The sequence below is a fragment of the Streptomyces sp. NPDC051963 genome (assembly GCF_044593495.1).
Classification (GTDB): Bacteria; Actinomycetota; Actinomycetes; order Streptomycetales; family Streptomycetaceae; genus Streptomyces.
This window is the reverse complement of sequence record NZ_JBIUCC010000001.1, coordinates 122721-148677: the sequence shown is the minus strand read 5'-3', so window position 1 is coordinate 148677 and position 25957 is coordinate 122721. Positions and strand designations below refer to the sequence as shown.

Annotated in this window: 19 protein-coding genes and 4 pseudogenes; 14 read left to right on the top strand and 9 right to left on the bottom strand. The window is 68.7% G+C overall.

Features of this window, described 5'->3' with window-relative positions:
* Positions 1–249 precede the first annotated feature (249 nt).
* Together ACIHFB_RS00670 and ACIHFB_RS00665 are read left to right on the top strand one after the other, a co-directional pair.
* A complete protein-coding gene (locus ACIHFB_RS00670) occupies positions 250–669 on the top strand; it encodes a hypothetical protein (protein ID WP_400124693.1) in 420 nt (139 codons plus the stop codon).
* A gap of 242 nt (positions 670–911) precedes the next feature.
* On the top strand, positions 912–1328 hold the full coding sequence (locus ACIHFB_RS00665) for a hypothetical protein (RefSeq protein ID WP_365282167.1): 417 nt from the start codon (positions 912–914) through the stop codon (positions 1326–1328).
* 178 nt (positions 1329–1506) lie between these two features.
* Here ACIHFB_RS00665 and ACIHFB_RS00660 read toward each other — a convergent pair whose 3' ends face one another.
* On the bottom strand, positions 1507–2661 hold the full coding sequence (locus tag ACIHFB_RS00660) for an MFS transporter (protein WP_400125573.1): 1155 nt from the start codon (positions 2659–2661) through the stop codon (positions 1507–1509).
* A 120-nt stretch (positions 2662–2781) separates the two neighbouring features.
* Between ACIHFB_RS00660 and ACIHFB_RS00655 the strand changes: the two genes are divergently transcribed.
* The 5 genes from ACIHFB_RS00655 (at position 2782) to ACIHFB_RS00635 (ending at position 10550) form a co-directional block, all read left to right on the top strand.
* Positions 2782–3555, top strand: a complete 774-nt coding sequence (locus tag ACIHFB_RS00655; protein WP_400125571.1) for an AraC family transcriptional regulator — start codon at positions 2782–2784, stop codon at positions 3553–3555.
* A 446-nt stretch (positions 3556–4001) separates the two neighbouring features.
* Positions 4002–4457, top strand: a complete 456-nt coding sequence (locus ACIHFB_RS00650; protein ID WP_365282165.1) for a UDP binding domain-containing protein — start codon at positions 4002–4004, stop codon at positions 4455–4457.
* Between the two features lie 305 nt (positions 4458–4762).
* Positions 4763–6298 (top strand): integrase, encoded by a 1536-nt coding sequence (locus ACIHFB_RS00645; protein ID WP_400125569.1) that lies wholly within the window; start codon positions 4763–4765, stop codon positions 6296–6298.
* Entirely contained in the window at positions 6295–8028 is a 1734-nt protein-coding gene (locus ACIHFB_RS00640; RefSeq protein WP_365282163.1) for a hypothetical protein, read from the top strand. The genes ACIHFB_RS00645 and ACIHFB_RS00640 overlap by 4 nt, the downstream gene beginning before the upstream one ends.
* Before the next feature lie 2114 nt (positions 8029–10142).
* Positions 10143–10550, top strand: a complete 408-nt coding sequence (locus ACIHFB_RS00635; RefSeq protein WP_332437413.1) for a hypothetical protein — start codon at positions 10143–10145, stop codon at positions 10548–10550.
* A gap of 13 nt (positions 10551–10563) precedes the next feature.
* Here the strand turns inward: ACIHFB_RS00635 and ACIHFB_RS00630 are convergent, their stop codons facing one another.
* Positions 10564–11955 (bottom strand): sporulation protein, encoded by a 1392-nt coding sequence (locus ACIHFB_RS00630; protein ID WP_365282162.1) that lies wholly within the window; start codon positions 11953–11955, stop codon positions 10564–10566.
* 231 nt (positions 11956–12186) lie between these two features.
* Between ACIHFB_RS00630 and ACIHFB_RS00625 the strand changes: the two genes are divergently transcribed.
* From ACIHFB_RS00625 to ACIHFB_RS00605, 5 genes are all read left to right on the top strand, one after another.
* The gene (locus ACIHFB_RS00625) at positions 12187–14046 is read left to right on the top strand and encodes an asparagine synthetase B family protein (RefSeq protein WP_400124690.1); all 1860 of its coding nucleotides are present in this window, start codon (positions 12187–12189) and stop codon (positions 14044–14046) included.
* Positions 14047–14074: 28 nt separating this feature from the next.
* Positions 14075–14512 carry an NUDIX domain-containing protein gene (locus ACIHFB_RS00620; protein ID WP_365282160.1) on the top strand — a complete coding sequence of 146 codons (438 nt, stop codon included), beginning with the start codon at positions 14075–14077 and terminating at the stop codon, positions 14510–14512.
* 70 nt (positions 14513–14582) lie between these two features.
* Positions 14583–15902, top strand: coding sequence for a UDP-glucose/GDP-mannose dehydrogenase family protein (locus tag ACIHFB_RS00615; RefSeq protein ID WP_365282159.1), 1320 nt, complete (start codon positions 14583–14585; stop codon positions 15900–15902).
* Between the two features lie 150 nt (positions 15903–16052).
* Complete coding sequence (locus ACIHFB_RS00610) at positions 16053–16490, top strand: GFA family protein (protein WP_365282158.1); 438 nt, start codon at positions 16053–16055, stop codon at positions 16488–16490.
* A 408-nt stretch (positions 16491–16898) separates the two neighbouring features.
* Entirely contained in the window at positions 16899–17189 is a 291-nt protein-coding gene (locus ACIHFB_RS00605) for a hypothetical protein (RefSeq protein WP_365282157.1), read from the top strand.
* A gap of 163 nt (positions 17190–17352) precedes the next feature.
* On the opposite strand, the gene ACIHFB_RS00600 is transcribed toward ACIHFB_RS00605, so the two are convergent.
* A complete protein-coding gene (locus ACIHFB_RS00600) occupies positions 17353–21096 on the bottom strand; it encodes a hypothetical protein (RefSeq protein WP_400124686.1) in 3744 nt (1247 codons plus the stop codon).
* 492 nt (positions 21097–21588) lie between these two features.
* Here ACIHFB_RS00600 and ACIHFB_RS00595 point away from each other — a divergent pair, with 492 nt between their 5' ends.
* Entirely contained in the window at positions 21589–21987 is a 399-nt protein-coding gene (locus tag ACIHFB_RS00595) for a peptidase inhibitor family I36 protein (protein WP_365282155.1), read from the top strand.
* A gap of 80 nt (positions 21988–22067) precedes the next feature.
* Positions 22068–22538, top strand: a pseudogene (locus ACIHFB_RS00590) (MurR/RpiR family transcriptional regulator); the annotation flags it as partial.
* Between the two features lie 41 nt (positions 22539–22579).
* On the opposite strand, the pseudogene ACIHFB_RS00585 reads toward ACIHFB_RS00590, so the two are convergent.
* From ACIHFB_RS00585 to ACIHFB_RS00560, 6 genes and pseudogenes are all read right to left on the bottom strand, one after another.
* Positions 22580–22681, bottom strand: a pseudogene (locus ACIHFB_RS00585) (ABC transporter permease); the annotation flags it as partial.
* A gap of 10 nt (positions 22682–22691) precedes the next feature.
* Positions 22692–22943: pseudogene (locus ACIHFB_RS00580) on the bottom strand (ATP-binding cassette domain-containing protein); the annotation flags it as partial.
* A 47-nt stretch (positions 22944–22990) separates the two neighbouring features.
* Complete coding sequence (locus tag ACIHFB_RS00575; RefSeq protein ID WP_365282154.1) at positions 22991–24097, bottom strand: ABC transporter substrate-binding protein; 1107 nt, start codon at positions 24095–24097, stop codon at positions 22991–22993.
* A gap of 193 nt (positions 24098–24290) precedes the next feature.
* Entirely contained in the window at positions 24291–24392 is a 102-nt protein-coding gene (locus ACIHFB_RS00570; protein ID WP_365282351.1) for a putative leader peptide, read from the bottom strand.
* A 117-nt stretch (positions 24393–24509) separates the two neighbouring features.
* Positions 24510–24614 (bottom strand): annotated as a pseudogene (locus ACIHFB_RS00565) (transcriptional regulator); the annotation flags it as partial.
* 111 nt (positions 24615–24725) lie between these two features.
* Positions 24726–25955 (bottom strand): acyl-CoA dehydrogenase family protein, encoded by a 1230-nt coding sequence (locus ACIHFB_RS00560; RefSeq protein ID WP_365282153.1) that lies wholly within the window; start codon positions 25953–25955, stop codon positions 24726–24728.
* Between the last annotated feature and the right edge of the window lie 2 nt (positions 25956–25957).

The window sequence follows — 25957 nt, the reverse complement described above, 5'->3', positions numbered from 1 at the left end:
TCCAGAGCACGCACTCCGCGGGATTCGAACCCCTTCCCAGACCCGGTCGATCAGCGGCTCCACAGAAATTCCGTCGGGCGCTTCCCTCATGGACGTATTTGCGCCCGCCGTGTCGGTCGGCCCGCGATGACCAGTGAGGCAAGTTTCCTGCAAGGTTCCTGCCCACATTCACGCGGCACCGTGTGAAACAGCAGCCCGCGCGGCGGTCTGCAGCTGCCGTTGCGGCCTCAATGGGAAGGGAGAACAGAAGTGATCGGAGCGACGATGAAGGGGCGTGTCCTTGGCCTGCTCGGTACTACGGCCAATATCGCCGGCCTGCTGATGGCTGCCGCACCGACGGGCACGGCTGCTGGAGCCGTCACGCCTGGCAGCACAGGCCGGGTCATGGTGGCCACAACCGACGATGGCCCCATCGGGCCCGCCGACTTCAGCAACTGCCCGCGGGGTCTCATCTGCGTCTACGCCAGCACCAACGGCGGCGAGCTGCCCGGCTGGAAGTCGTTCGTTCTGACTCGGCCGGGCAACTGCACATTCGCTGGAATCCCTACCTTGGTCGGCATACGCGGGTATCTCTCGGCCTACAACCGAACAGGCCTCACCCAGAAGCTCTGGCTGGGCACCAACTGCACCGGAGGGGAGGGCCCGTCACGCTTCCGAATGGGCAGGTGACGAACTTGTCCACGCCGTTCTGGTCGATCGGCGGATGACGCTCATCTTCTTCTGGCGCAGGCGTGTTGGAGAACAAGTGCCGCGCGGGCCGCGAGAGGGCCGGCTGCCGCATGGTGTCCTCGCGCAGCCCACCGAGCACAGCCGGCTGCGGTTCGGCCCCAGGCGCTCGATGCTGCTCGCCCAGGCCCGCCAGGTGGTGGATCTGGGCGGATCTGGCCTGCCGTCCCGCGGACCAGCTCAGCATGCTGACGGTCCACAACAGGACCGGTGACGCCCAGCCCGCCGGCACCGCTCCACCCATTCACATCTGGAAAGGAACCGGAATGCGTTTCAGGAAATTAGGGACGACGCTTGTGCTGGTCACCGTGCTCGGCGGCAGCAGCCTCGCGGTTGCCGGCCCTGCAACAGCTGATCAGACAGCACCAGCGGGATCTGTGTCGCACTCGCAGGCATTCAGCGGGGCTGAAGACGTGCAGCCGCTCGCATGGGAACGGTTCGCATCCTTTCCCTACGGCTCGGGGAGTGTCAGCAAACTCGCCGCCGCTGTAGCCTGCCTCGACGCGGGCAGGAACGGTGTGGCCAGGGGATGGTGGACAGACGATCACTGGCACTGCACCGACGTTGACGGCCGCTACTTCGCGCTCATGGTGTGGCGCTGAGAATTAGTGGATCGGAACTGAGCCGACCCAAAAGCGATCGGCGCGCGCGGTCGATCGAATCTTCGGGAAGCGGGCCGGCTTCTCGTTCATCGCGGCGTAGTCGTCGCTGCGCAGCTCGTCCGGTTCACGGCTGCTCGTGCACCGGGCCGGGCGCAACAGCGTGTGTCTGATCGGAACGTCAGGGGGCGGTCAGGGATGTGTCCTTGGCGGGCACCGGTTCGTCCTGGACCGGTTCGCGGAGGAAGGCGGAGAGCAGCATCGCGAGCACCGGCACGGTGGCGAGTACCGCGAGTGCGCCCCGGGGACCGTAGTGGGTTGCGATGATGCCCAGCAGCGGCATGAACAGTCCGCCGGCGCTCACCGCGAGGCCGAGAGTGACGCCGGCAGCGGTCCCGGGTCGGCTGGGCAGGTAGTCCTGGCCGAGCTTGATGAGGACGGCGAACGGGATGTTCGAGATCAGGCCGACCAGCAGCGCAAGCGGCAGCGCGGCGTATTTGTCGTCGCAGATCAACATGAGCCACAGGGCGGGCAGCATCGCCGCGTTGCCGATCTGTACGGTGCGCACCATGCCGATGCGGTCTGCCAGCCGCCCGCCGAGCAGCGTGCCGGCCACACCGCCGCCGAGTTCAAGTGTCAGGGCGAGACCACCGAGGCCGCTGCTCGCTTCCAGATGGCGGATCCAGTACAGCGAGATGAAGGTGTTCAGCCCGGTCGAGATGGTGGACCGGACGACCTCGACGGCGGTCAGGGCCGCGAACCGGCCTGGCCGGTCCTTGCCCTGGCGCCGCACTTTCCTGACCGCCGTATCGGACGTGCGGTTGTGGTGGCGCAGCAGGACGAAGCCCATGAGGACGGCAGGCGGGATGAAAAGCGCGGTCGCGCTCATCCCGAGGGTGTCCAGGGCCGGTGTGACCAGCGCCGGTGCGACGAAGAACCCCACGCTGCCGCCCGCGGCGAAGTAGCTCATCGCGGTGGCACTGCCCCCGGCCGCACGGCGCGCATCGCGCCCCGCGGGCGGATGGAACATCGCGATACCGACACCCGCCACCAGCAGGAGGGCGAACACCAGCGGGTACGAGGGCGTCAGTCCGGACAGGCCCGCCCCGATACCCGCCAGGCCGACCCCCAGCGGCGACATCCATCGCAGCCGGAACCGGTCGGCGAGCAGTCCGATCGGCACCTGCGGCAACGCACTGCCGAGCGTCGCGGCAAGTGCCAGCCCCGAAGCCTGCACATAACTGAAGTCGCGATGGAGCACGAAGTAGGGGACCGCGGCGGGTACCAGGCCCTGGTAGAAGTCGTCGACGGCATGGGCGCCGGCCCAGATCCGCATCCGACGCCAGTGCCCGGGCGGACCACCGGCGTCACGGGGAGTACTTGTTTCCTGGATCGTTGTCACACACTCACGATGGACAGGAACACCCCGGGCGCGCTTCCCGTATTCTGCCTGTTCATGTCGCAGATCCGCCACGAGCCCATCGCGCCGACCACCACACGGTTCCTCGGTGGCGGCGAGACCATCGACCGGCACCGCCACGACGACCACCAGCTGATCTACGTCAGCTCGGGCGTGCTCGCGATCACCACGGAACACGGCTCCTGGATTGCCTCCAACGACCGCGCCGTGTGGATTCCGGCGAATACCTGGCACGAACACCGCTTCTACGGCCGGAGTCGCTTCCACACCGTCGGCTTCCCCGCCCACGGCAGGACGCCCCTGCTCGACGCCGAATGTCCCACGGTCATCGCCGTCGACACGCTGGTGCGCGAATTGCTCATCGCGCTCACCAGCACCACCCTCACGCAGACCGAGACCCGGCACATCGAAGCAGTGCTGCGCGACCGACTACGCCGCGTGGCAGCCCAGCCCGTCGCCCTGCCCGCGGCCCGCGACCAACGACTGGCCGATGCCTGCCGCCTCGTCGAAGAAGACCTGCACCAGCCCTGCACCCTCGCCCAGCTCGCCGGGCGTGTGCACACCAGCGAGCGCACCCTCTCCCGTCTCTACCGCGACGAGTTCGGCATGACCTTCCCTCAGTGGCGCACCCGTGTCCGGATCTTCACCGCGATGGTCATGCTCGCCGAGGGCGCCGGCGTCACCGACACCGCCCACGCCTGCGGTTGGGCGACAACCAGCGCCTTCGTCCAAACCTTCGCCCAGACGGTAGGCATCACCCCCGGTACCTACCGCGCGGGCGCAGGCATGGGCAATCCGCAGCAGGGATGACGGCCGAAGCGGCGAGGGCGGTCGCCTGGTGCCGTTGCGGGCGCCGACGCCGCCAGGTGCAGGTCAGGTATCCCTGGAGATCCCGGCGGAGCACGTGCCCGCCGTGATCGTCCGGCTTGACCAATGACCAAGGCAGGCGCGGGAGCGGATGGTGGCGTTGGAATGAAGAGGTGCAGCAGCATATGCAGACCGGCGAAGGGCAGTTTCACCTCGCACTGCACACCGCCTCAGCGCAGGCATCGCAGGTCCGCCGCCCGGTGGGCGGCGCGGTTGAGGAGCGTGGACTTGCCGACCCACCTCGCCGCGAATGACCAGGGCGCCGCTGATGCCGTTCCGGACGTTCGTGATCAGACGGTTGATCTTCGCGATCTCCGAGCCACAACCCAGCAGCGTCACTGGAGCCTGCCCCCATCGCGCCATGCCAGCCATTCTGTGCGGCATCCCAAGTGCTGTTCAAACGAGGGTGCGTCACCACCCGAGAAACCCCGCCGAGTCGGCGGCGCACACGCCGTCGGCCAGGACAGTCGCGACCTGGCAAGCAGATCACCCTCTGGGGCGCGGCCTGCAAGCCGAACACTGACGACATCCGCGACTCGACTGCCCTCGCCGTCGCCCAGAAGCTCCACGAACTCGGCGCCGAAGTCACCGTCACCGATCCGCAGGTCCCGGACAGCGCCTGCAAGGCACACTCCGAACTCGACTACGCCGACGACCCGATCGCCGCCGTTCAGGACGCCGACATGCTGCTGTACCTGACCGAGCTGCCGCGGTTCTCCACATCGGCCGGCACCGCCGTCGCCACCTGCGCCGGGAGCCCGGGGGTCATCGACGGCCGCGGCACCCTCAACGCCGGCACCTGGCGCGACGGCGGATGGACCGTCCACGTCCTCGGCCGCCCCTGAGCCGGAGCCTTGTCGCCCGGCCCGCGACGCCTCCGCAGGCCGCCGACGGCGTCCTGACGATCTTGGAAGGGATGGCGCATTGGTGGATTCAATTTACCAACCGATCCCAGGAGATCGCCTGATGAACGCCACTCCCGCCGCCGACGCCCAGGGAGGGCGAAGAAGCCGGGGGACGTACCGGCGGCTGCCTATGCGGCCGCATCCGCTTCACCGCCCGGGGGCCGGCTGTCTTCCCTCACACCTGTTTCCCTGATGATTGAGTAAGTTCAAGGGGCTCACAGGGGTGGCAGATGGACGAGTGATGGCTGGTGTTCGTGCCGGATCCGGAGCGGTGGGGGCCGCTGCCGGAGGAGGGGGTGCTGGGGGTCCGCGACCTGCCAACCGCCTTGGACGCGGTGGGGCTTCGGCCGGGCGATCCGGTCTTTGTACGGCCTGATTTCGTCGTGGACGCAGAATTGCTGCAGTTCGCTCTCTGGCCCGATTTTCGCGACCTGGAGAGAGAATCGCGTCGGAATTACGCGACGGATATCCGTCTGCTGCTGTCGTGGCTTTGGCGGAGGGGCGTTCACTGGCGGGCGGCGACCGACGCGGACTTGCGGGCGTACAAGGAATTCCGCGTCGATTCGCCGTTGAATCCGCAGCGAGTCGGCGGTGCGAAGTGGAACCGGGGGGCAACTGCGCTGACCCAGCTCTACAAATGGGCCAAGGTGAGTCCTCTCCCGTTGGACGTGGGGCGTCGCGCGGACCGGGAGGCAAGCGCGCGTAGCTCTCGGGTGTCGTGGCTGACGCCGCGGACCTGGGGTCTGTGGCAAGACCTGGGGCTACGAGGACTTGACCGCGACGGGGCACCGTTGCCCGGCTGGGACGGACGAACCGAACTGCGGAACACCTCGTTCGTGGGTCTGGCGCTCAGCTCGGGCCTGCGGCGGCAGGAAGCCGGGGCGATGCTGACGTTCGAAGTGCCGACCCGGCGCCTTCGGTCTGGACGTTACTGCCATGGCCAGGTGGCCAGCGCGCTGTCGCGGTCGAAGCGTGACCGCACGTACTACACCTCGGTCGAGTCGGTGCGCCAGCTCGGTGCCTACAGCGAGTCCGAGCGGGCGTGGGCTATCCAGCGTGCCCAGCAGGAGGGCCGCTACGAGAAGCTGCCGCTGATGCGGCTGGTCACGAACGTGACGCACGGCCGGGCTCCGGTCGTGCACTGGGTGGACCGGGCCGGGGTGGCAGGCCGGCGGGAGTTGAGCCTGCTGGACTGGCGCGAGCGGCAGTGGCTGTTCGTCGAGGGGTCGCACGGCCCGGAGCCGGCATGGCTGTGGTTGACCGAGCAGGGCATGCCGATGCTGCCGGACCGATGGAACACGGTGTTCTGGCAGGCCAATCAGCGATGCGAGGAAGCTCTGCTGACGCCGGAGGAACGAGAGATCCCGCGCCCGCTGAGGTCGGCTGCGGTACGGGGGAAGGCCCCGTACGCGAGCCCGCATGCCGCGCGCCATTCCATGGCGCTCTACATGCTGATCGTGCTGAACGAGCTCATGGACAAGAAGTACGGGCTGACCGTCGCGGACCGACGCGACTTCGCTCAGCTCTACGGCGACCCGTGGTGGCTGGTGAAGACCTTGTTGGGACACCGGGACGTCGAGACGACGAAGGAGCACTACCTCAACCCGGTCATGCACCTGCAGCTGGAGTCGATCCTCGCCTTCGACACCGAGGACGAGCACGGCGAGACGGACCGGACGAAGGATCTGAACGGCCTGTTCGCCCAGCTGGCCCGGGAAACCTCCGGGATCCAGGACATCGAGCTGCTGGTCGATGCCCTGCCCGTCGCGGCGGCATCGTGAGCGGGCGGGGGCGCAAAGCCGTCCTGCCGCCGCCCGACTTCCAGGCAACCCAGCGGATAGCCGCCGACGGACTGCAGGCCACCGTGGTGAACAAGGAAGGCTTCGAGCGTGTCTTCGACTTCGCCGCGATCGCCGTGCCCCAGTCGATGCGCTGCTCCCTTGCGCGAGCGTTCGCCGAACAGTCCATGGGATGGAACAGCCACGCGAGCGGCGAGTCATATTGGCGATCTATCGAGGTCTTCGCCCGGTTCCTCAAGGACCAGGGCCAGCCGGCCGAGGACCTGGGCGACCTCACCTCCGCCACGCTCCGGCTCTGGCGCAACAACCACAAGGACACCCCCGGCGGGCGCGAGGCCCTGGCCAAGATGCGTACGCTGCTGAAACGCGAGCCGCGGCTGGCGCAGGGCCTGGCCGCCGAGGAACTGGCCCGCCCCGTTCCGAAGAAGGGCAAGCCGTCCAAGCAGTCCTACCGGCCGTCGGAGCGCGACCAGGTGCTGCTGTCCGCCGAACGGCAGTTCCGTACCGCGCTGCTGCGGATCCGGGAGAACACCGCGCTGCTCGCCCGCTACCGGGCGGGCGCACTGGACCCGGACAGCCGTGACTGGAGGGTCGGGGTGGCCCTCGAGCACATCGCCGCCACGGGCGAACTGCCCGGATACCCGGACAAGGACGGGAAGGTCTACACACGAGCCGAAGGGCTGCTGCGCGGAAAGAACCGCGGGAAGACTACGGGTCGGCTGTTCCTGAGCCGGGCGGAACTGACGGCCCTGGCCGTGATGATGACGGACCGCTACGGCTGGAATCTGTCGGTCTTCGACCGTCTGCACGTGCTCGTGACGACCCCGTCCGCGGGAGAGACCGCCACGGTCACCTACGAGGTCCTGGTGGAGAAGCGCCGCTCGGGCGAGGGGCGCTGGTTCGACACGGAGAGCTACACCGACTCCGGTGCGGACTCGCCGGGCAGGCTCATCACCCAGGCCCTGGAAGCCACGGGGCCCGGGCGAACCTTGGCCGCCGCGCTGTCGCCGGGACCCGACCTGCTGATGGTCGCCCACAACCGGAGTCGTACTGGTGTGGACTCCAATCTGGACCGGCCCCGGAACGTCGGCCCGCTGTGCTTCGGGGTGTCCAAGGCCGATGCACGAGTATGGGCGAGCTCTCACAAGATCGGCTCGCCTTTCCAACGCGCCCGCAGGACCACCGTCACCACAACGGGCAAGCCGCTGCAGCACAAACGCGGCACCCACGAGAGCGTCTACGTCTTGCCCGACGAGAACGTCCAGCAAGCGGCCGTGGACGTGATTGCGGCCGGCGCCGAGGAAGCCCTCGAACAGGCCCGCGACTACACCTTCAAGGGGCGCCTCTCGGACGCGGCCGACGCGGCCCACCAGGAGACCGGGACCGCGGACTGCGCGGACGAGGAGACCAGTCCCTGGCCGGACCCGAGCGGGGGCTGCGGCGCTGACTTCCTGCTCTGCCTGTCCTGCGAGAACTCCCGGGTCCACACCGGCCACCACCCGCGCCTCGCGCTCCTGCGCCGCCAGTTGATATCGCTCCGCTCCAGCTGGCCCGAGAAACTCTGGCGCAAGCGATGGGACGAACACCTCCAGCGACTCGATGACCTGCGGACAAAGGTCAACGAGAGCACCTGGGACGCCGCTCTGGCTCGGATCACCGACCGCGACCACGTGATCGTCGACCACCTGCTCAAGGGAGACCTCGCCCCGTGACGACAGCTCTGACCCTCGAGGCGGATCCCTACGTCCTGCCCCTGCCGGGGCCGGAGAGCCCGGTGGTGATGGACCGGTGGATCAGCGCCGGCAACACCCACCCCAACTCCCGCTACAGCGAGGACGTCTGGTCGATGGGACCGCTGACCGACAACCCCGGGGACAGCATCCACAAGATCAATATGAAGAGGTGCCCCGCCTCCCTGAGAAGCGAGTTCAGGTGCCTCATCTGGGTCCTGATCAACGGCGAGCTACGCCCCACCTACGTACAGGAACGGGGCTTTCAGAACCGGGGACGCGACGGCGTGATCAGCATGCGCGACAACATCCTGCAGTGGATGAAGTTCGCGCGCTGGCTCGACCGGCAAGGCGTGCCCCAGCTCAGCGACTGCACCGTGGAGCACTGGAAGGCGTACGCCGCCGCGCGCACCAGCGGCTGCACGCGGGATCATGCCCTGACGGTTCTGCGCTGGCTCTCGGACCTGTGGGCCTTCGACCAGCTGTCCGTCAGCCCCTGCGGTATCACGCAGCCGCCTTGGGAGAGCGAGGGCATCGACGTCTACCTGCCGGCCGCGAAGGGGGAGGCGGGCGGGGAGAACAAAACGGAGCCACTGGACCCGACGGTGATCGGTCCCTTGCTGACGTGGTCGATCCGCCTGGTCGAGGACTTCTCCGACGACATCCTGGCCGCCTGGGCCGAGCGCCGCCGCATGCACGCCCGCGTGAAGGCCACTCCGACCACCCGAGGGGGTCTGTCGGCCGTCAAGAACTATCTGCAGCCGCTGGTCGATTCCGGGGCTCTCCTGCCCGCCACCGTGAGTCGAAAGCACGGCATCACTCTGGCCCATCACTACGTCGCGGCGGTCACGGGAGCCAGCTGGAACCAGGTCCACGCATTCGTTACTCGGCGCGGGCTCCGTGCGCTCGCCGCCCGGCGGCCCGGCCCCAGCCCGATGCAGGTGCCAGTGATGGGCCGGATCGAGGGGCGGCCCTGGCGCGAGTTCATGGACTATGAGGAGACGCCGATCCTGGTGCGTCACCTGGCCACGGCCGCCGCCATCGTGATCTTGTATTTGACCGGGATGCGCCCCCAGGAGGCTCAATCGCTGCGGTCCGGCTGCTGCCCCGATCCGGAACCCCACGAGGATGGCTCCATGCCGCGGCATCTGATCCGAGCCCACCACTACAAGAACGTCCGCGACTCCGACGGCCACCACGTCTCCGCTGGTGAGGAGCGGGCCGTCCCCTGGGTCGCGATCACCCCGGTCGTCAACGCCATCCGTGTCCTGGAACGCATCGTCCCCAAGGGCGAGCTCCTGTTCAGCTCCACCCACCACGATGTCGTCTCCCAGCGCAAGCACCACGGTGCGCTGAAGCGCGCCGGCCTGGGCCGCCGAGTCGAGAATCTCGTGTCGTGGATCAACCAGGAGGCCACCGCCCAGGGCCTGCCCGCCCAGATGGTGCCGGAGGACCCGCACGGCAACCTTGGCTTGAGCCGTCTGCGCAGAACTTTGGCTTGGCATATCGCCCGCCGCCCCGGCGGTCTGGTTGCCCTCGCCATCCAGTACGGACACATGCGCACCGCCCTGGACGCCCGCACCTCCACCGGCTACGGCAACCGCGGTCGTCGGGGGTTCCACGGGGAGCTCTACGTCGAGACCGCTCTCGCCGCCGCGCGACGCCGCGGCGGCCGGCGAGAAGATCTCCGGTCCCGCTGCTCGACGGGCTCTCATTGGAGCAACCTCGATCACCAGCTTCCAAGGTGCCCTGACCACCCCGAAGGCCGCCGCCAAGTTCCTCGCGCGCGACGGCCTCGTACTCTTCGACAACCCGGACGCGTTCCTCATCTGCGTCTTCAAGCGCGACACCGCCCTGTGCGACCCGGATCCCGGGGCGACGGCACCCAACCAGTTCGCCTGCCAGCTCGGCTGCGGCAACGCGGTCCGCATCGACAGTCACGCACAGGCGGCGCGAGAGCACGCTGGTCGTCTCGATGCGAGGGCAGCCCTGATGCCCCAGCCCCTGGGCGACCGGCTTCGCCTGACCGCCGCCCGGTTCCGCGCTCTCGCAGACGCCCACGACTCCGCCGCCCAGTCCGCCGAGGAGGCCATCGCATGAACCAGCAGGACGAGGACGAGCGTTCCCGCATCCGCTCGGCCATGGACCGCCTCCTGGCCGGCCAGCCCACCTGCTCCAACGGCAGCCTCACGGTGGTCGCGCTCGCCGCCGAGGCCGGTGTCCACCGCATGGCGCTGCAAAAGCGCCACGCCGACCTCAAGGAGGAGTTCTACGCGCGGGTGCGTACGGAAACGCACCAGACGCCGGAGGTCGAAAGGCGGCTTCGTAAGGAGGTGGTCCGCCTGAAGGGAGCTCTCAAGGACTCCCGGGCCGCCGAGGCCCAGTCCCGGCATCGAGCGGAGCAGATGGCCCTCGCGGCAGCCGTTCTCATCCTCCGGCAACCCGATGGCCAAGACCAGCCTGTCCCCGACAACGTCATCCCACTCCGCCCGTCCGGCGATTAAGGAGAGCAGGCCGTCAAGCGGCGACGCCGAGTTCCTTGCGGGTCCGGTGGATGAACTCGCGCACGGCCGGCTCGCGCCGCCAGGGGGCGAGGGCGGTGTTGAACTCGCGGACATAGTCCTTGGCCCGGGAGGACTGGACGCGGGCGAGGATGTCGACGGACCGGTTGCCGAGCTCCAGGCCGTGGTCCAGGTCGCGCGCCTGCAGGTGAGCGGTTCCGACGATGGCGAGCCGCATGCCGACAGAGCGGGTGAACACCCCGGTCGGCATGGCGGCGGCCTGCTGGTTCCAGGTGAGGGCCATCTTGGGATTCTTCAGATCGCGGAAGATCTCGGCGGCGTCCGCGGACAAACGCGAGTGCGCATAAAAGTCGATCCAGGCGGGCTCCTCGCCGCTGTCGTCCTTGGCCTGATCCAGCAGGTCCTCGGAGGTCTTCAGGGCCTTCGAGGCGGCCTTGGCGTCGTTCTCGCGGGCATGGGCTCGGGCCTCGATGAGCTTGGTGAACGCCAGCACGCGGGGGACGGCCTGGCCCTTGGCCCGCTCGAAGGCGCCCTGGGCCATGTCCACGGCCTCGGACGCGAATCCACGCATCAGGGACTGCATCGCCATGGTGGTCAGGACATAGCAGCCCAGCTGGACGTCGCCGCCGGCGCGGGCGAGGCGGAGAGCCTGGATGAAGTGCCGCTGGGCGGCGTCGTGCTGCCCGACGTCAAAGGCCGTCCAGCCTGCCAATCTCGACAATTCGGCGGTCACGCTGAAGAGTTCACGGCCGATCTCGTCGGAGAAGCTGCCCTGCAGCAGCGGGCCCGCGCGATGGTCGAGGCAGTCGGTGACGGAGTTGGCCTTCCAGTTCCCCCCGCCGTACTTGGAGTCCCAGCGGCGGGCGTCGTCGGCCGCGTCGCGCAGTTCGTCGAGGTCGGCCCGGCCGACCTGCTGGCCGCCCTTGTGGTCGGCGGTCTCGTCGGCGGGCGTGACGAGCCATCGGGTGACGGGGGTGGTGAAGGCGGAGGCGGCGAAGCCGGATCCGGCCAGAAAGTCGCGGCGGTTCACGGAGCTCCAGAACGAAGTGGCGGCGCGGACGGCGTCGGCGGGGTCTCGCGGGAAATCCAACCCCACATCCGCGTCGGTTGTCTCCGCCTCGCCCATTCCGATCTCGCCGAGGTTGACGGGGCGGCCGAGCCTCTCGCCGATGGCCTGCGACAACAGCTTGGGGACCGGCCATTTCGGCGTCATCCCACGTCTGCACCAGTTCGCCACCGAAGTATGCGAATAGTCGGTCTCTATCCCGGCGGCATGAGCGAGCTGGTTGACGCGCAGAGCCAGGGACTTGTGGCTCGCGCCGCTGGCTTCGATGAGCCGGGCCAGGTCCGCGTTGGGCGGACGGGTCCGGCGGGCGGTCGATGCCACGACTGTCCCCTTTGCCGGTGACCGGACCACGCACGGCTCGAACAGACGGTTGAGCACGTATGTCTGTACTTGGTGGAGCACGAGAGATCCGTACTCGACTGGGGACGAAGAGTCGTACATGGTCCGTGTGTTGGGTCTCTGACGATATTCCTCCTGGCCCGGCCGCGAACCGCGTTTGCGAGTTGTGAGCCCCCCTGCGAGCCCTCCCCGTGATCTTCGCGGGGGGCTGTGATGAGAGCCCAGGCCGCCGCCGGGACCGGAATGGATCTCCTTCCGGCGGCGGCCGCCGCCAAGGCACCACCACACTCGGGGGTGAACCAGTATATGTGCGGAATCGCAGGACTGGCCGGAGCCGACGCCGCCCGGCACGAGCACACGGTCGGCGCTATGGGCGCCACCCAGGCCCACCGCGGCCCTGACGGCACCATGCACGCCGCCGCAGGCGACGGGCGGGCGGTGCTGGCCATGAACACGCTGCTGATCGTCGACCCACAGGCGATACCCGGCCCCTACCTGGAGCGCGAGTCCGGGGTGCTGCTGGCATTCAACGGCGAGATCTACAACTACCGCCAGCAGGCCACCGCCTGGGGCATCCCGCTCGGCCCCAGGGACACAGACGCGCACTTCGTGCTGCGGGCCTGGGCCAGGATCGGCCCGTCCTGCCTCGACGGGCTGGACGGCATGTTCGCCCTGGCCGTCTATGACCCGCGCGTCGGGAAGCTGTTCCTGGCCCGCGACCGGCTCGGCGAGAAGCCGCTCTACTGGCGCCTGGACGGCGGCCGGCTCGCGTTCGCCTCCGAGGTCACCACCCTGACCGGCTACGGAACCGCCCCGCTGGTCCTGCGCCCCGAGGTGCTGGCGATCGAGACGCCGGTCGGCGTCGACACCCCCTTCCAGGGCATCCAGCTGCTGGCCCCCGCGACCCTGTTGTCCTTCGACGTCGCCAGCGGCTCGCTGGACCAGCACGTCTACTGGCGCCTTCAGGACCGGCAGCCGTTCGAGGGCACTTATGCCGAGGCCCTGGCGAAGTTCTCCGTCGTCCTGGCCGAGCAGGTCCCGCTGCGGGCCCCGGCTTGCGACTTCGCGCTCTTACTCTCCGGCGGGCTCGACTCGTCGGTGCTGGCCTACCTGCTGCGGCCGCCAGTCTGCGTCACCGTCCGCTACCCCGGACAGGACCGGCTCGACGAATCGAAGACCGCCGCCCGGATCGCGGCCGACATCGGCGCCGAACTCATCGTGGTCGAACCGGACCACGTCGACTTCACCAACGTCCTGCCGCACATGATGTCCGCGCTGGACTACCCGATGGGCAACGCGTCCACGTTCTCCGAGTACATGGCCTACCGGAAGATCGCCAGCCTCGGGCTGAAGGTCGCCGTCGGCGGCCTCGGCCCGGACGAGTTCCTCATGGGCTACGTCCGCCATTCCCTGGTCCTGTTCGGCCCAGATGCCGTCCTGGCCGCCGGGATGGATGCCTACCGGCCGCTGGCCGCGAAGCTCATGCATACCGCCGGAGAGGACCTCGACCCCGCAGACGCGGTCACCCGGCTCGTCTTGCGCGGCCCCGACCCCGACGGCCGCATCCGCGACCTGATCGCTACCGCGATAGACACCAGCGGCGGGGACCTGGCCCGCGGCTTCACTCTCTCTGACCTAGCGACAGCCTGGAGGCCGCTGGTGATGACGAGCGACAAGCTCGCCTCCGCCTACGCTCTCGAACGCCGGTCGCCCTTCCTGGCCCGCGACCTGGTCGAGCTGTCCTACCGGCTGCCCGCCGAGCACAAGATCGCCCACCCTGCTGAGGGCAAGCGGATCCTGCGGGATGCCGCGAAGGCCCTCGGGCTGCCGCGGGAGGTCTGGGGCAGCCGGGACAAGCTCGGCTTTGCCTCCCCCGTCCCGGCCTGGCTGAACGGCCAGCTCGCCGCCTGGGCGGACGCCCAGATCCACACGGCTCTTGCCGAGGCCCCGGCCGCGATGCGGCCGTTGCTGGAGGGCGGGCTCAAGCCGGGCGGGCGGTTCGACCGCACCCGGATGCAGGCCCTCATGGCGGCCGCCTGGTTTTGCGACCAGACGGTGAGGGCCGCCGCATGACGATCCCTCACCTCACTACGGTGTCCGGATGCACCAGGACACCACTGCCGACAGCCCGGCCACCGCCCGCGGAGCGGTCGCGATCATCACCAACCGCCGCGGCGAACTCCTTCTCCACCTGCGTGACAACCTGCCCGGCGTGATCGCCTGGCCGGATCACTGGAGCGTTCTGGGCGGCGGCTGCGACCCCGGCGAGGACCCCCGCACCACGATCGTCCGCGAGCTGGACGAGGAAGCCGGCCTGGCTGTCGACGGCCTCACCGAGCTGTTCGAGATCCGCGACGAGCACGGCTCCGGGCAGCTGATCACCTTCTTCGCGGCCTCCTGGGACGGCGACGAGACCGCCCTGCCCCTGGCGGAGGGCGTCAAGCTCCAGTTCCTCGCCCCCGAAGGACTCGCATTCCGCACGATCCCGCCGTTCATCAGGGACGGCATCAACCGCTACCTGGCCACCCGGCCCGCCTGACACCCCGCCCCCCAGGGCGGGGCAGAGGTGGGGGCCGTCGGCGGCCCCCACCTCGCAAGGGAACCCACTCATGAAGCTCACCGTCATCGGCTGCGGCTACCTCGGAGCCACCCACGCGGCCTGCATGGCCGAACTCGGCCACGAAGTCCTCGGCATGGACTCCGACATGGACAAGGTCGCCGTCCTCAACTCCGGCAAGGCCCCCATCCACGAACGCGACCTCGACGACCTCCTCACCAAGCACACCGCCTCGGGCCGACTGCGGTTCACCGCCTCCTACGCGGAGGCCGCCGCCTTCGGTGACCTGCACTTCATCGGGGTCGGCACCCCCCAGCAGCCCGGCGAAAACGCCTACGACCTCAACCACCTGTTTTCCGCAGTCCGCCAGCTCGCACCCCGTCTGAAAGGCCCCGCCGTCGTCGCGGTGAAGTCGACCGTCCCGGTCGGCACCGCACCTCGCATCCGCGACCTGCTGCACGAGTTCGCGCCGGCCGGGGACGCGGTCGAGGTCGCCTGGAACCCGGAGTTCCTGCGCGAGTCGTTCGCCATCGAGGACACCCTCCGCCCCGACCGGCTCGTCTTCGGCTTCGAGTCCGAGCACTCCTGGGCCGAGGCCATGCTGCGGCAGTGCTTCGAGAAGATCATCGAATCGGGGACGCCGACGATCGTCACCGACTGGGCCACCGCCGAACTCGCCAAGGCATCCGCGAACGCCTTCCTCGCCACGAAGATCTCCTTCATCAACGCCATCGCCGAGGTCTGCGAAGCCTCCGGAGCCGACGTCACCACGCTCGCCGACATCCTCGGCCACGACGTCCGCGTCGGCCGCCACGGCATGCGGCCCGGCCTCGGCTTCGGAGGCGGCTGCCTTCCCAAGGACATCCGCGGCTTCATGGCCCGTGCCGGCGAACTCGGCGCCGACCAGGCCCTGACGATCCTCCGCGAGGTCGACGCGATCAACAACCGGCGCCGCGAACGCATGGTCGACCTCGCCCGCCAGCAGCTCGACGGCAACCTCGTCGGCAAGCGGATCACCATCTGGGGCGCCGCCTTCAAGCCCAACACCGACGACATCCGCGACTCACCCGCCCTCGCCGTCGCCCAGAAGCTCCACGAACTCGGCGCCACCGTCACCGTCACCGACCCCCAGGCCCTCGACAACGCCCGCAAGACCCACCCCGAGCTCGACTACATCGACGACCCGATCGCCGCCGTTCAGGACGTCGACCTGCTGCTGCACCTGACCGAGTGGCCGCAGTTCTCCCACATCGACCCGCACCGGCTCGCCGCCCGCACCGCCACCCCGCGCGTCATCGACGGCCGCGGCACCCTGAACACGGTCACCTGGCGCGACGCCGGATGGACCGTCCGCGCCCTCGGACGCCCCTGAGCCGCAGTCTTGTCGCCCGGCCCGTGGCGCCTACACAATCGGCGCACGCGGCCGGGGACACGCCAGGGCCGCCAACAGCGTCCTGGCGATCATGGAAGCGATGGCACACTGATGGGCTCAACTTGCCCATCGCGCCTGGGAGATGACCTGATGAACGCCACCCCCGCCGACGCCCAGGGAGCCGAAGCGGCCGAGGAACGTACCGGCGGCTGCCTGTGCGGCCGCATCCGCTTCACCACCCGAGGGCCGGCCGTCTTCCCCCACACCTGTGTCTGCCGCCACTGTCAAAAGCTCGGCGGCACACCAGTGATGTGGTGGGTGGGATTCGAGACGGTCACCTGGACCGGTGAGGGCGGCGAGCCAACCTGGTACGAGACCTTCGAAGGCGAGGCGAAGCGCGGCTTCTGCCCGACCTGCGGCAGCCGTCTCGCGGCGATCGACAGCGATATCCCAGAGATCGGCATCAACGTCACCGCCCTTGACGACACCAGCGGCGCAGACCTCGTGCCGATCCACGCGTCCTTCCGCGACAACGCCGTGCACTGGCTGCCCCCGGTGCCGGAGACCGAACACAGTGCGGCTGGCTGACCGCCCATCCACTGGCCGGTGACTTCTCCCCGTCACCCGCACTCTTGGTGGTCCCGGCCAGCATCCCGTCGTCACTCACGAGTAGGACGCCAACTCCCGGGCCTGGGCTGGCGGCGGGCCCTGCTGGGCCAGGATGACGGAGAGGTCTGCGAGAGCTGTGCGGTAATCCAGGACGGCCCAGGAGGTGCTCAACTAGTACGACTTCAGAAGGGCACTGGACTACTTCCCAGAGGCATTCGGGTCGTCGATACCCCCGACGAGGAGAAGGGAACGGTCACATCCCACTGCACCTGCGCATGGCCTGCGACGACGAACTCTGGGACCGCCGGCGTACGCATGACGACGGGCAGAGCCCGGAGGAGGACAGGGACTGCGCCACTGCAGGACGCCCGTCGTGTACGACGGAGGATGTCGCTGTCGGAGGAGATGACCTTCTACCGGGTGCATCTGGATCGCGGTCAGAATGCCTATTGGGCCATGGTAGAGGAGTCCGAGGAGCTGAACGAGACCGCCCAGGTCCTCCTTGACCCGCAGCCGCGTTCCTTCACCAGTGAGGTTCGCGAGCTGTTGGAGTACGTCGGTCCGCCCTGCTCGTCATGGATTGGGTGGCGCTGGCACGGCCTGGCGACCGTACTCGGCATCGAGGCGATCCACCGGGGAACGTGGGGGCCCAAGGGCACGGCAGTCGACAGCCGTTGACGACAAGCGGTGAGGTTCCTCAAGCCGGGCTCCAACTCGGCTGTTGCTGAAAACATGAACGCAGAGGGTTCCGCTGCCTGGCCGAAGATCGAGGTCACTGATGGGCGGGCGGTCACGCTCGTGCGGGATACGTCGATCGAGAATCCGTACGGCGACGGGGAGGTCATCGAGAGCTGGGACAGGTCGTCTGATAGGGGACACCTGGTAGGTGGTCTTTCCAACCGTCCCTTGGCAGTCCGCCGCCTGTGCGTCGGCACACGGCTGCGGCAGCCGCCTCCGGGTCGATTCCGTAGGTGCGCAGCGGTACCTGTCGGCCTGTGGTGTAGAGGGTGCGACCGCCCGGGTCGAAGGCGAGACCGAATACGACGTCTCCCGGTGTGGGAAGTGGGGTGCCGATGGGTTGCTGGGAGTCGGTGTCCCAGAGTTGGAGGGATCCATCATAGGAACCAACGGCCAGCATTGTGCCGTCAGGGGAGAATGCGAGAGCCGACACGCCACGCCCCCTGCTGGAGGCTGTGCCGGTGAGCACACCGAGACGTTGTTCGAGGCGGCCGTCCCACAGAACGGTCCGGCCCGAAGCATCCCCGGCGGCCAAGAGGTCTCCGTCCGGGCTGAACGCCAGTGCGCTGGTCTTGCCGGGGCTGAGAGCACCGACAGGCGGCTTGCCGCCGGGAAGTCCGACGACCTGGCCTTCGGACGTCACGAGCAGTCGGCCGTCGGGGCGGAGGGCCAGAATGTACCCGTTGGTGCGGGCAAGAGTGATGAAGGATGCTCGCCGGTGCGGGTTCCAGATGCGTGTTGCCCCGTATGGGATGGCCTGTGAGGTGAGCAGCGAGGTGTCGTCCGGACCGAAGGCCAGGGAGATGACCCCGTTCTGGATGGGTTCCGCCATCTGACGTGAGGCGGTGTTTCGCCGTCGCTGGACGTCCCAGAGGGACACATTCAGGCTCGACGTGGCCTTCTTCTTCGACGTGAACGAGGGGTGAATCGCGCTGACCCCGTAGGCGAGGGTTCCGCCGTCGGAGCTGAAGCTCATGAGCGGCGTGCAGTTGGGCATCCCGTTCGGGCTATGCGGTGGGCACGGCATGCTCGGCAGATCGACCGTCTGAGATCCGGATTGGCGGTCGGTGAGCCGAAAGTGGGCGCGGCCGTGCTTCTTGTGTGCTGTGGCCAGGGTCTTGCCGTCTGGGCTGAACAAGGAGTTTTCTGATGGTGCCTGCCAAGGGGCGCCGAAGACTCCTCGGAAGTCAAGGGTGCGAACAACGGAACCCCATTCGTCTGCCGGGCCTCCGAGATAGCGGATGAGCCCCTGTTCGGTGTCAATCCTGAGGTCGCTGACCGACTCTGCCGTGACTCCCTGGCGGACGATGGGGTTGTCCGGTCCGGCGAGCCTCCAGAGCAGGATCTCTTCGCCGTCGAACGCTGCCAGAAACGCCTTGTCTTGGCTGAAGGCGAGATGTTCCACTCCGTCATGGCTTACGGAGGCAATCTCCGTTCCGGACCTGACGTCCCACATGCTGATTGCGCTGTCGGTGGTGACGACGAGCCACTGGCCGTCAGGGGTAAAGGAGACGCGCTCATTGAGGCACTGCTGTTGAGTCGTTCTGGGAGCCCAGGGTGTGGCCAGTCTCCGGCCATCGGCGACATCCCACAGCCGCAGGGGCTCTCCGGGGACGCACAGAGCAAGCAGGCGGTCGTCTCCACCGACCACGGCTTCGGGGAACGACGGGTCTCCCAGGGCACGGTTTTCCTGTCCGCGAAGCCTCATCTGGTCCTGAGAGAATCCGCTTGCCCCGGCGTCCTCGGCGGAGGCTTCGCGGGGCTCCTTGAGATCGAGCTTCGCCTGGCGTGTCCGTGTGTCCCACAGTCGGATCCGGTACATCGAATCGCTGTGGTCATAGGTGATGAGGCTATGCCCGCTCGTGCCCATCTCGGCGCCGTCGGTCGCGGACCCGAGCGAAGGACCGTCTTGCTTGCCCGTACCGAGGTTCAGCATCGAGGCCGTCACGCGAGTGCGGCTGGGGAAGTTGATGAAGGGCAGCCAGGCTGCTTCGCCCCGCATGGCCCCCACGCTCTCCAGCAGGGTGCCCAGCCCTGGCAGTGATGCGGTCTTCCGGCGCGCGTCGACGTCCCACCGCGCTACCTCGTCCTCGCCGATACTCACCAGGGTTCGCCCGTCGGCGCTGAGGTACCGCATGGTTCCGGCCCCGTTGTTGGGATCGGCGAAGGCGTCCCGCTCAGGCTGGGCCATGGCGCTCAGCAGCGCGGAGCGTGTCTCCGGCAGGTCGGCGATGCGCCAGGCGGCGAGGCTGAGCTGCATCGCCGTGCGCGGGTCGGAGAGACGGAGGCTGTCGGCGACTCCGGCGACGCGGCGGGCCTCGGCCTCGATGCTGCGGCGGTCGGCGGCTCGGTTCTGCTGCCAGGCGAGAAGGGCGGCGACGAGGCCGAGGACGAGGAGGACGGACAGCGCGGTTGTACGGGTGCGGCGCTGGCGGTGCTCGCGATCCCGGGCGGTGAGGCTGGCGGTGAGGAACTGTCTTTCCAACGGGGTCAGATCGCCTCGTTGGTTGGGGGCGGTGCTGTGCCGCTCGGCCAGGGACAGGCGCAGCCCGCGGTAGAGGGAGCCGGGGTCGTGGCCAAGTGCCTGCCAGGTGCGGGCGGCCTCGGTAAGGTGGCGCTGGTTGCGGAGCCGGTCGCGGTCCTCGTCAATCCAGGCGCGCAGCCGGGGCCAGGCGTCGAGGACGGCCTCGTGGGCGAGATCGACGGTGTCCTCGTCGAGGGTGATCAGGCGTGCGCCGACGAGGCGTTCAAGGACGAGATCGGAGTCGGCCACTGGACCGGGGCCCGACCCGGTCACCTCGGCGCGGTCGGCCGGGCGGCGGGTGTCTTGATTTCCCTCGCCGGGAGTGACTAGGCGCAGCAGGATCCGGCGCACCGTTTCAACCTGCTCGGGTGCCAGGCATAAGTAAAGGTCTTCTGCGGTTCGGGCGATCGCGCCGTGGATGCCGCCTGCGTCCTCGTATGCGGCCTCGGTCAGGACTCGGCCCTTGCGCCGACGCCAAGTTTCGAGCAGCGCATGGGACATCAGCGGCAGGCCGCCGGGCTCATCGGCGACCTCGCGGATGATCCTGGCAGTCAGTGTGCGCTCCACGACGAGGCCGCCGAGCTCAGCGGGCCTGACGATGGCCTCGCGCAGTTCTTCCGCAGACATCGGAACAGCCAGCAGCGTGGCGCGCTGGGCGGCCTCGGCAAGCGGGCGGTGCTGGGCGAGGTGGCCGTAGAAGTCGGCTCGTACCGCGAGGACGATGCGCAGGCTGTGATCGGGCCGGGCTGCGGCACACAGCAGGTCGAGGAAGCGGGTGCGTTCGGTCTGGTCGGCGCAGAGGGTGAAGACCTCCTCGAACTGGTCCACCACGATGACCGTGTCCGGGAGGGTCCTTTCCGGCTGCAGAAGTGCGCCATGTGTGCGCGCTGGCTGCGGTCCGGGGGTGAGGATGCGGATCGCGGCAGGCCGTTTCTGCTGGGGGCCGGCCAGGCGTAATCGGGCGATCAAGCCGGCCCGCAGCAGGGAGGACTTGCCAGTTCCGGACGGCCCGGTCACCACCACCAGGTGATTGCCGCCCACCAGTTCGACGAGCTGCTCGACGAGCCGGTCCCTGCCGAAGAACCGCTCATGGTCATCGGTGTCGAAGCGCGCCAGGCCGAGGTAGGGCGACTCCCTGTCGTCTTCGGCGGCGCGGGCGTCCTCGGAGGCTTCCCGCTGTGCCGAGTGCCAGCGCCTTTCCCACTCGTCAGGGTCGCCGCCGCAGGCGGCAACGTAGGCCAAGGCGACGGCCAGTGATGGCAACCGGTCTCCGGCGGCGGCCTGTGCGAGGGTCGCGGTGGAGTAGTGGGCTTTTGCCGCCATCGCCCGGTAGGTGATACCCCCTGTCTCCTGGCGTAACTTCCGCAACTCGTAGGCGAATCGCGCAACGGGCCCTTCGGCCGGATCCAGCGGTCGCTCCCGACGCCCCATGACACCCCCGTCGGCGCAGACGACATCCCCGTCGCACGCTACGCATTCCAGCAGGGGTGGGCGACTCGGCACACCGACATGACGTGAACCTGCCGTTTCCGCCACGGAGTTGTCTGAAGCGGTGAAGGTGGCCTGCCAGACAATCGCCCACTCCCGAAAGCTGAGGTCACGGCCGGTCGAGCAGGCCGCAGCCCCGCAGGGGGGCCGGCTCGGCTCCAACACGCGGGCACCGGGCAATCGGCCCGCATGAGTCAGGGACACGAGAGGCCAATGCCGAGGGGGAGTGGAAGCCTCCGGGTCCCCACGACTCACACACTCCGCAGCCCGAACCCGCGCTGCGGACCCGCCTGCCTCGAATGAGGCGGAAAACAGAGAAGAGGACCAATGCGCACACGTTTCGTTCTTGCAGGGCTCGGCGCATCCGTCGCCCTCACCATGGGCGCCGCAAGTGGAGCGGGAGCTGATGTCGACACCGCAGGTGCCTACGACGACTGCCCGTCCTCATACATCTGTGCCTACTCGGGCCTCAACGGCACCGGGACCATGCAGAAGTGGATGGGCAACGACGCCAACTGGCTCACCGGAGACAAGAAGTTCACCGGCACGGTGAAGTCCATTTGCAACCGCGGCACCGAGGACCCCAACAATCTCGAGACTGTGAGGTTTTACCACGAGGCGGACTACGTGGACTACTACGCGCCAGCCGGGAAGGGCTGGTGCGGCAACACCCAGAGCGACGGGTCGAGCGTCAAGCTGAGGTCCCACAAGTGGGTGAAGCCCTGACACTCGGCTCCGTGCCGTAAGCGTCTGCCCGTCTCCGGACGGGCAGACGCCTCGTGTCTGAGAGCGTTGCCCACACCTCGCTCGCCGCCTCCCGGCCGCTGCCGGTGCTCGGGCTGCGCGCCTCTGCCGCTTCGGCGCGGGGCTTCGCGTACTTCAGCGCGAAGGTCCACCCGGACGTACGTCTCCTCGACGAAGGCGGCTCGCTGCTCGCCGATCGGATCGACGCCGCCCGGCACGCGGGCGCGAGCGCGCTGCTGTGCTTCGCGCTGCCCCGCCATCCGCGCGAGGTCCTCGACGCGCTCGCGCATGCCCGGGACGCCGGGCTGACGGTGGTGACGATCGCCGACGGCACGTTCGCCCCGGTGGCCGCTCACAGCGACCTGCTCCTGCCGGCGGCCGTGGGCACGGGTCTGGTGTTCGACACGGTGAGCGCCCCCATGCTGCTGGGGCAGGTCCTCCTGGAGGCGATGTGCGACGCCCTGCCGCAGGCTCAGGTCCATCTGGAGGAGTTCGACGCGCGGGCCGCGGCGCGGACGCTGTTCGTCGAGTGAAGACCTGGTCCGGCGGACTACGAGAAGGGCACCTCGGGTTCGTGCCTGGCTTGGCGCAGTCCGGTCGCGCCCAGTGTCCGCCCGGCGCGCAGGAACAGCGGCGGGATCTGGTCGATGCCCGCGACGAGGCCGTTGGCGATGGACGATGCGGGTCAGCAGCAGCCGGCTGTCCTGGGCCGGCGCACGGGCCAGTGCGACGCGCTGGCGCATACCGCCTGACAGTTCATGCGCTCGCTTGCCGCACGCGCCCTCCAGTCGTACGAGTTCCAGCCGGCGTTCCGCCTCCTGATGGCTCAGCAGGGCGTGCCGGCCGCTCGTGGCGATCGAGCCGGCGGACGGCACCAGCTGTCGTCCGCCGGAGACGCCCGGCGTGGGGAAGGACTTCGCTGGCCTTGGTGATCGTGATGGCCATCGTCGTCACCTCCCGGGAACTCATCGGGTCCGGTTGGTCGTTACTCGGCGCCGAGAGCGGCGTCGTCGACCTCGTCCTTGCCCTCGGTTTTGAGGACCTTGTTCAGCGGTGCGAGGTCGTAGATGCCCTTCAGATCGGGTTCTTCCAGCAGACCGGCCTTGACGGCGTGTTCCGCCTGGGCGTCGAGGGTGGAGGCCAGCGGGTCGTCGAGGAAGGTGATGGACTTCCAGGCCGGGTCGATGACCTCGGCGGGCAACGCCTTGCCCGACAGCGTCTCCAACGCCGCGTTGGCGGACGCCTTCGCCTTATCCGAGTTGGCGTTGATCCACTCGTTGGTCTTCACCGAGCCGCGCAGCACGGCCTCGACGACGTCCGGGTGCTCCTTGAGGAAGTCCTGCCGCACGATGATGTTCGTGATTACGAACTTCTTGTCCGGCCACAGGTCGGCCTCGTCGAGCAGAACCTTGCCGCCCTCGGCGACCAGCTTGGACGCGGTCGGCTCCGGCACCCAGGCGCCGTCGATGGAACCGGCCTTGTAGGCGTCAGGGGTGATCTTGTTGTCCGTGCGGACGACGGAGACATCGCCCTTGCCGCTCTCCGCGTCGACCTTCCAGCCCTGCTCCGCGATCCAGTTGAGGAACGCCACGTCCTGTGTGTTGCCCAGCTGCGGCGTGGCGATCTTCTTGCCCTTGACGTCGTCCAGGGACTTGATCTTGTCCGGGTTGACGACGAGCTTCACACCGCCGGACGCCGAACCGCTGATGATGCGCAGGTTCTTGCCGTTCGACTTGGTGTAGCCGTTGATCGCCGGGGAGGGGCCGATCCAGCCGATGTCGATGGACTCGGCGTTCAGTGCCTCGATCTCGGAGGGGCCGGCGTTGAAGGTCGACGCCTTGATCTTGGTGCCGCCGAGTTCCTTCTGGAGCAGGCCCTCCTGGACGCCCACCAGCGCGGTGGCGTGGGTGAGGTTGGGGAAGTAGCCGATCTTCACTTCGTCGACGGAGAGCTTCTTCGAGTCCGCTGCGACCTCGGTCTGCTTGTCGTCGTCAGTGGACTCGGAACCGTAGCCGCAGGCGGTCAGCAGCAGGGGGAGCGCCGCTATGACGGCGAAAGTGCGCAGGGTGGTGAGCGGTCTTGCGGCAGACACGGAGGTGTCCTCTCAAGGAATGGGTTGGTGAGATGCGGAGGGTGCGAGGCGTACAGCCCATGGGCATGCACCGGCACCCCACTGACCGGCCGTCGGCGGCGGGAACGCTGTCGCGGCTTCGGGAGCGGTGGTACGCGGTGCTGGGAGGCCCAGAGGGCGCTGCCGACCGAGGGATGTTCTGCGGACGACGGTCTCAGAGCGGTCGACAGATGGCGCTGGAGGTGCGGCCGAGGTCGATGTGGCGACGCGAGGTCAGCAGCGGGAGTGACCGGTTTGCGTGATTGAGCGTTCTCATGGCCACCCCACAGATTCCTATTATTCCCACCTGGTTGGTAGGGATCGTGGCAGAACGAAGCGCCCGCCCCAAGGGGGTGTTCATATGGTGGGCGCGACTGTCTCGCCTTCTGGGATCAGACTGGGCGGGGCCGGTGCAGGGCAGGTCCGGCGGTCGGACCCGGCGTACGGAGACCAGCGGTCCGTCCACGACGCGGATCACGTCGGCGTCGGCGATGGACTCGTCCAGGGGCCACCGTCTCCGCCTTCTGGTCGCCACGGTGCCGATGACGCCCCCGGGCCCGGCCACCATGGTGAACCGCAGATGGATGGGCGTGACCGCTGGGCCTCCGGGTCAGGAGGGCAGGACGAACGGAGGGTGGGCACCGTTGAGGAAGTAGTCCCCGACTTCGCGGAGCCGGTGGGCGGAGGGTTCGTACAAGGTGTGGGTCCGGGCGTTGCGCCAGAAGCGGTCGAAGCCCAGCCGGGTGGAGGTGGAGCGGGCGCCGACGATGTCGAGGGCGCGGGTGGTGGATTCCTGGGCTGCCCTGGAGGCGGCGGCTTCGGCCATGGCCACAAGGGCGGAGATGTTCGCGTACTCGTCGTAGCTGAGGTCTTCACCGTGTGCCAGCCCGCCCTGCAAGGCTTCCAGCGCTTGACCGGTGAGTGCGGACGCGGAGTGGGTGAGGACGGTGAGTTCGCCGTAGGTGGTGAGGACCTGCGGGTCGTGGGGAGTGCCGGCCGGCCAGGTGGGGTGCCAGGGGGCGTGGCCCGTCCTGCTGTACTCACGGGCTTCGGCGAGCACCCCCTCGGCCATGCCGAGACAGAGTTGGGCCGAGATGAGGCGCGCGACCGGGGATGCCAGTGCGGTCTTGGGCGACAGGGTGTCCTCGTCCGCGGACAGGGACCCGAGGACGTCGTCGGCACTGATCCGTACGTTGTCGAACTCCACGCTGCCGCCGGCCGCGAGCCGTTGGCCGAAGGTGTCCGCGTCGCCGTCGATCACCACACCGCGGCGGGCCGTGTCCACCACGACGGCGAGTGGCTCACCCGTGTCCTCCCGCACGGCGCGCACGGCGACGCGGTCGGCGACCAGGACGCCGCTGGTGTAGCTCTGCCTACCGTCGAGGGCCAGGCCACCGGCGGTCCTGGCCAGCATCAGAGGCGGCTCCTGACGGGCGAAACCGCCACCCCAGCACCACTGCTCCGCTGCGGACCGCTCCTCGATCCGCGCGGCGAGAGCGGGCTCGGCGAAGAACCGGGCGCTCCACGACAGGAAGTAGTGACAGCCGAGCAGTTGACCGATCGCTCCGTCGGCCGCGGCGATGTTGCGGACAACGGCGTAGGCCGTGGGCCAGTCCGTGCCGCCGCCCCCGGACTCGGCCGGTATCAGGAGCGTCAGCAGACCCGCCTCGCGCAGCCGGGACACCTCGTCGAACGGGATCTTGCCTGCCTGCTCCCGAGCCACCGCATCCGTGGCCAGGTCGTCCGCCGCCTCCCGGGCAACGTGCAGCCAGTGCGCACGGCCGGGCCCGGTCCGGTCGGATTCCGAGGCGGGGCCGGACGGCGCAGTGGCAACGCCCATGG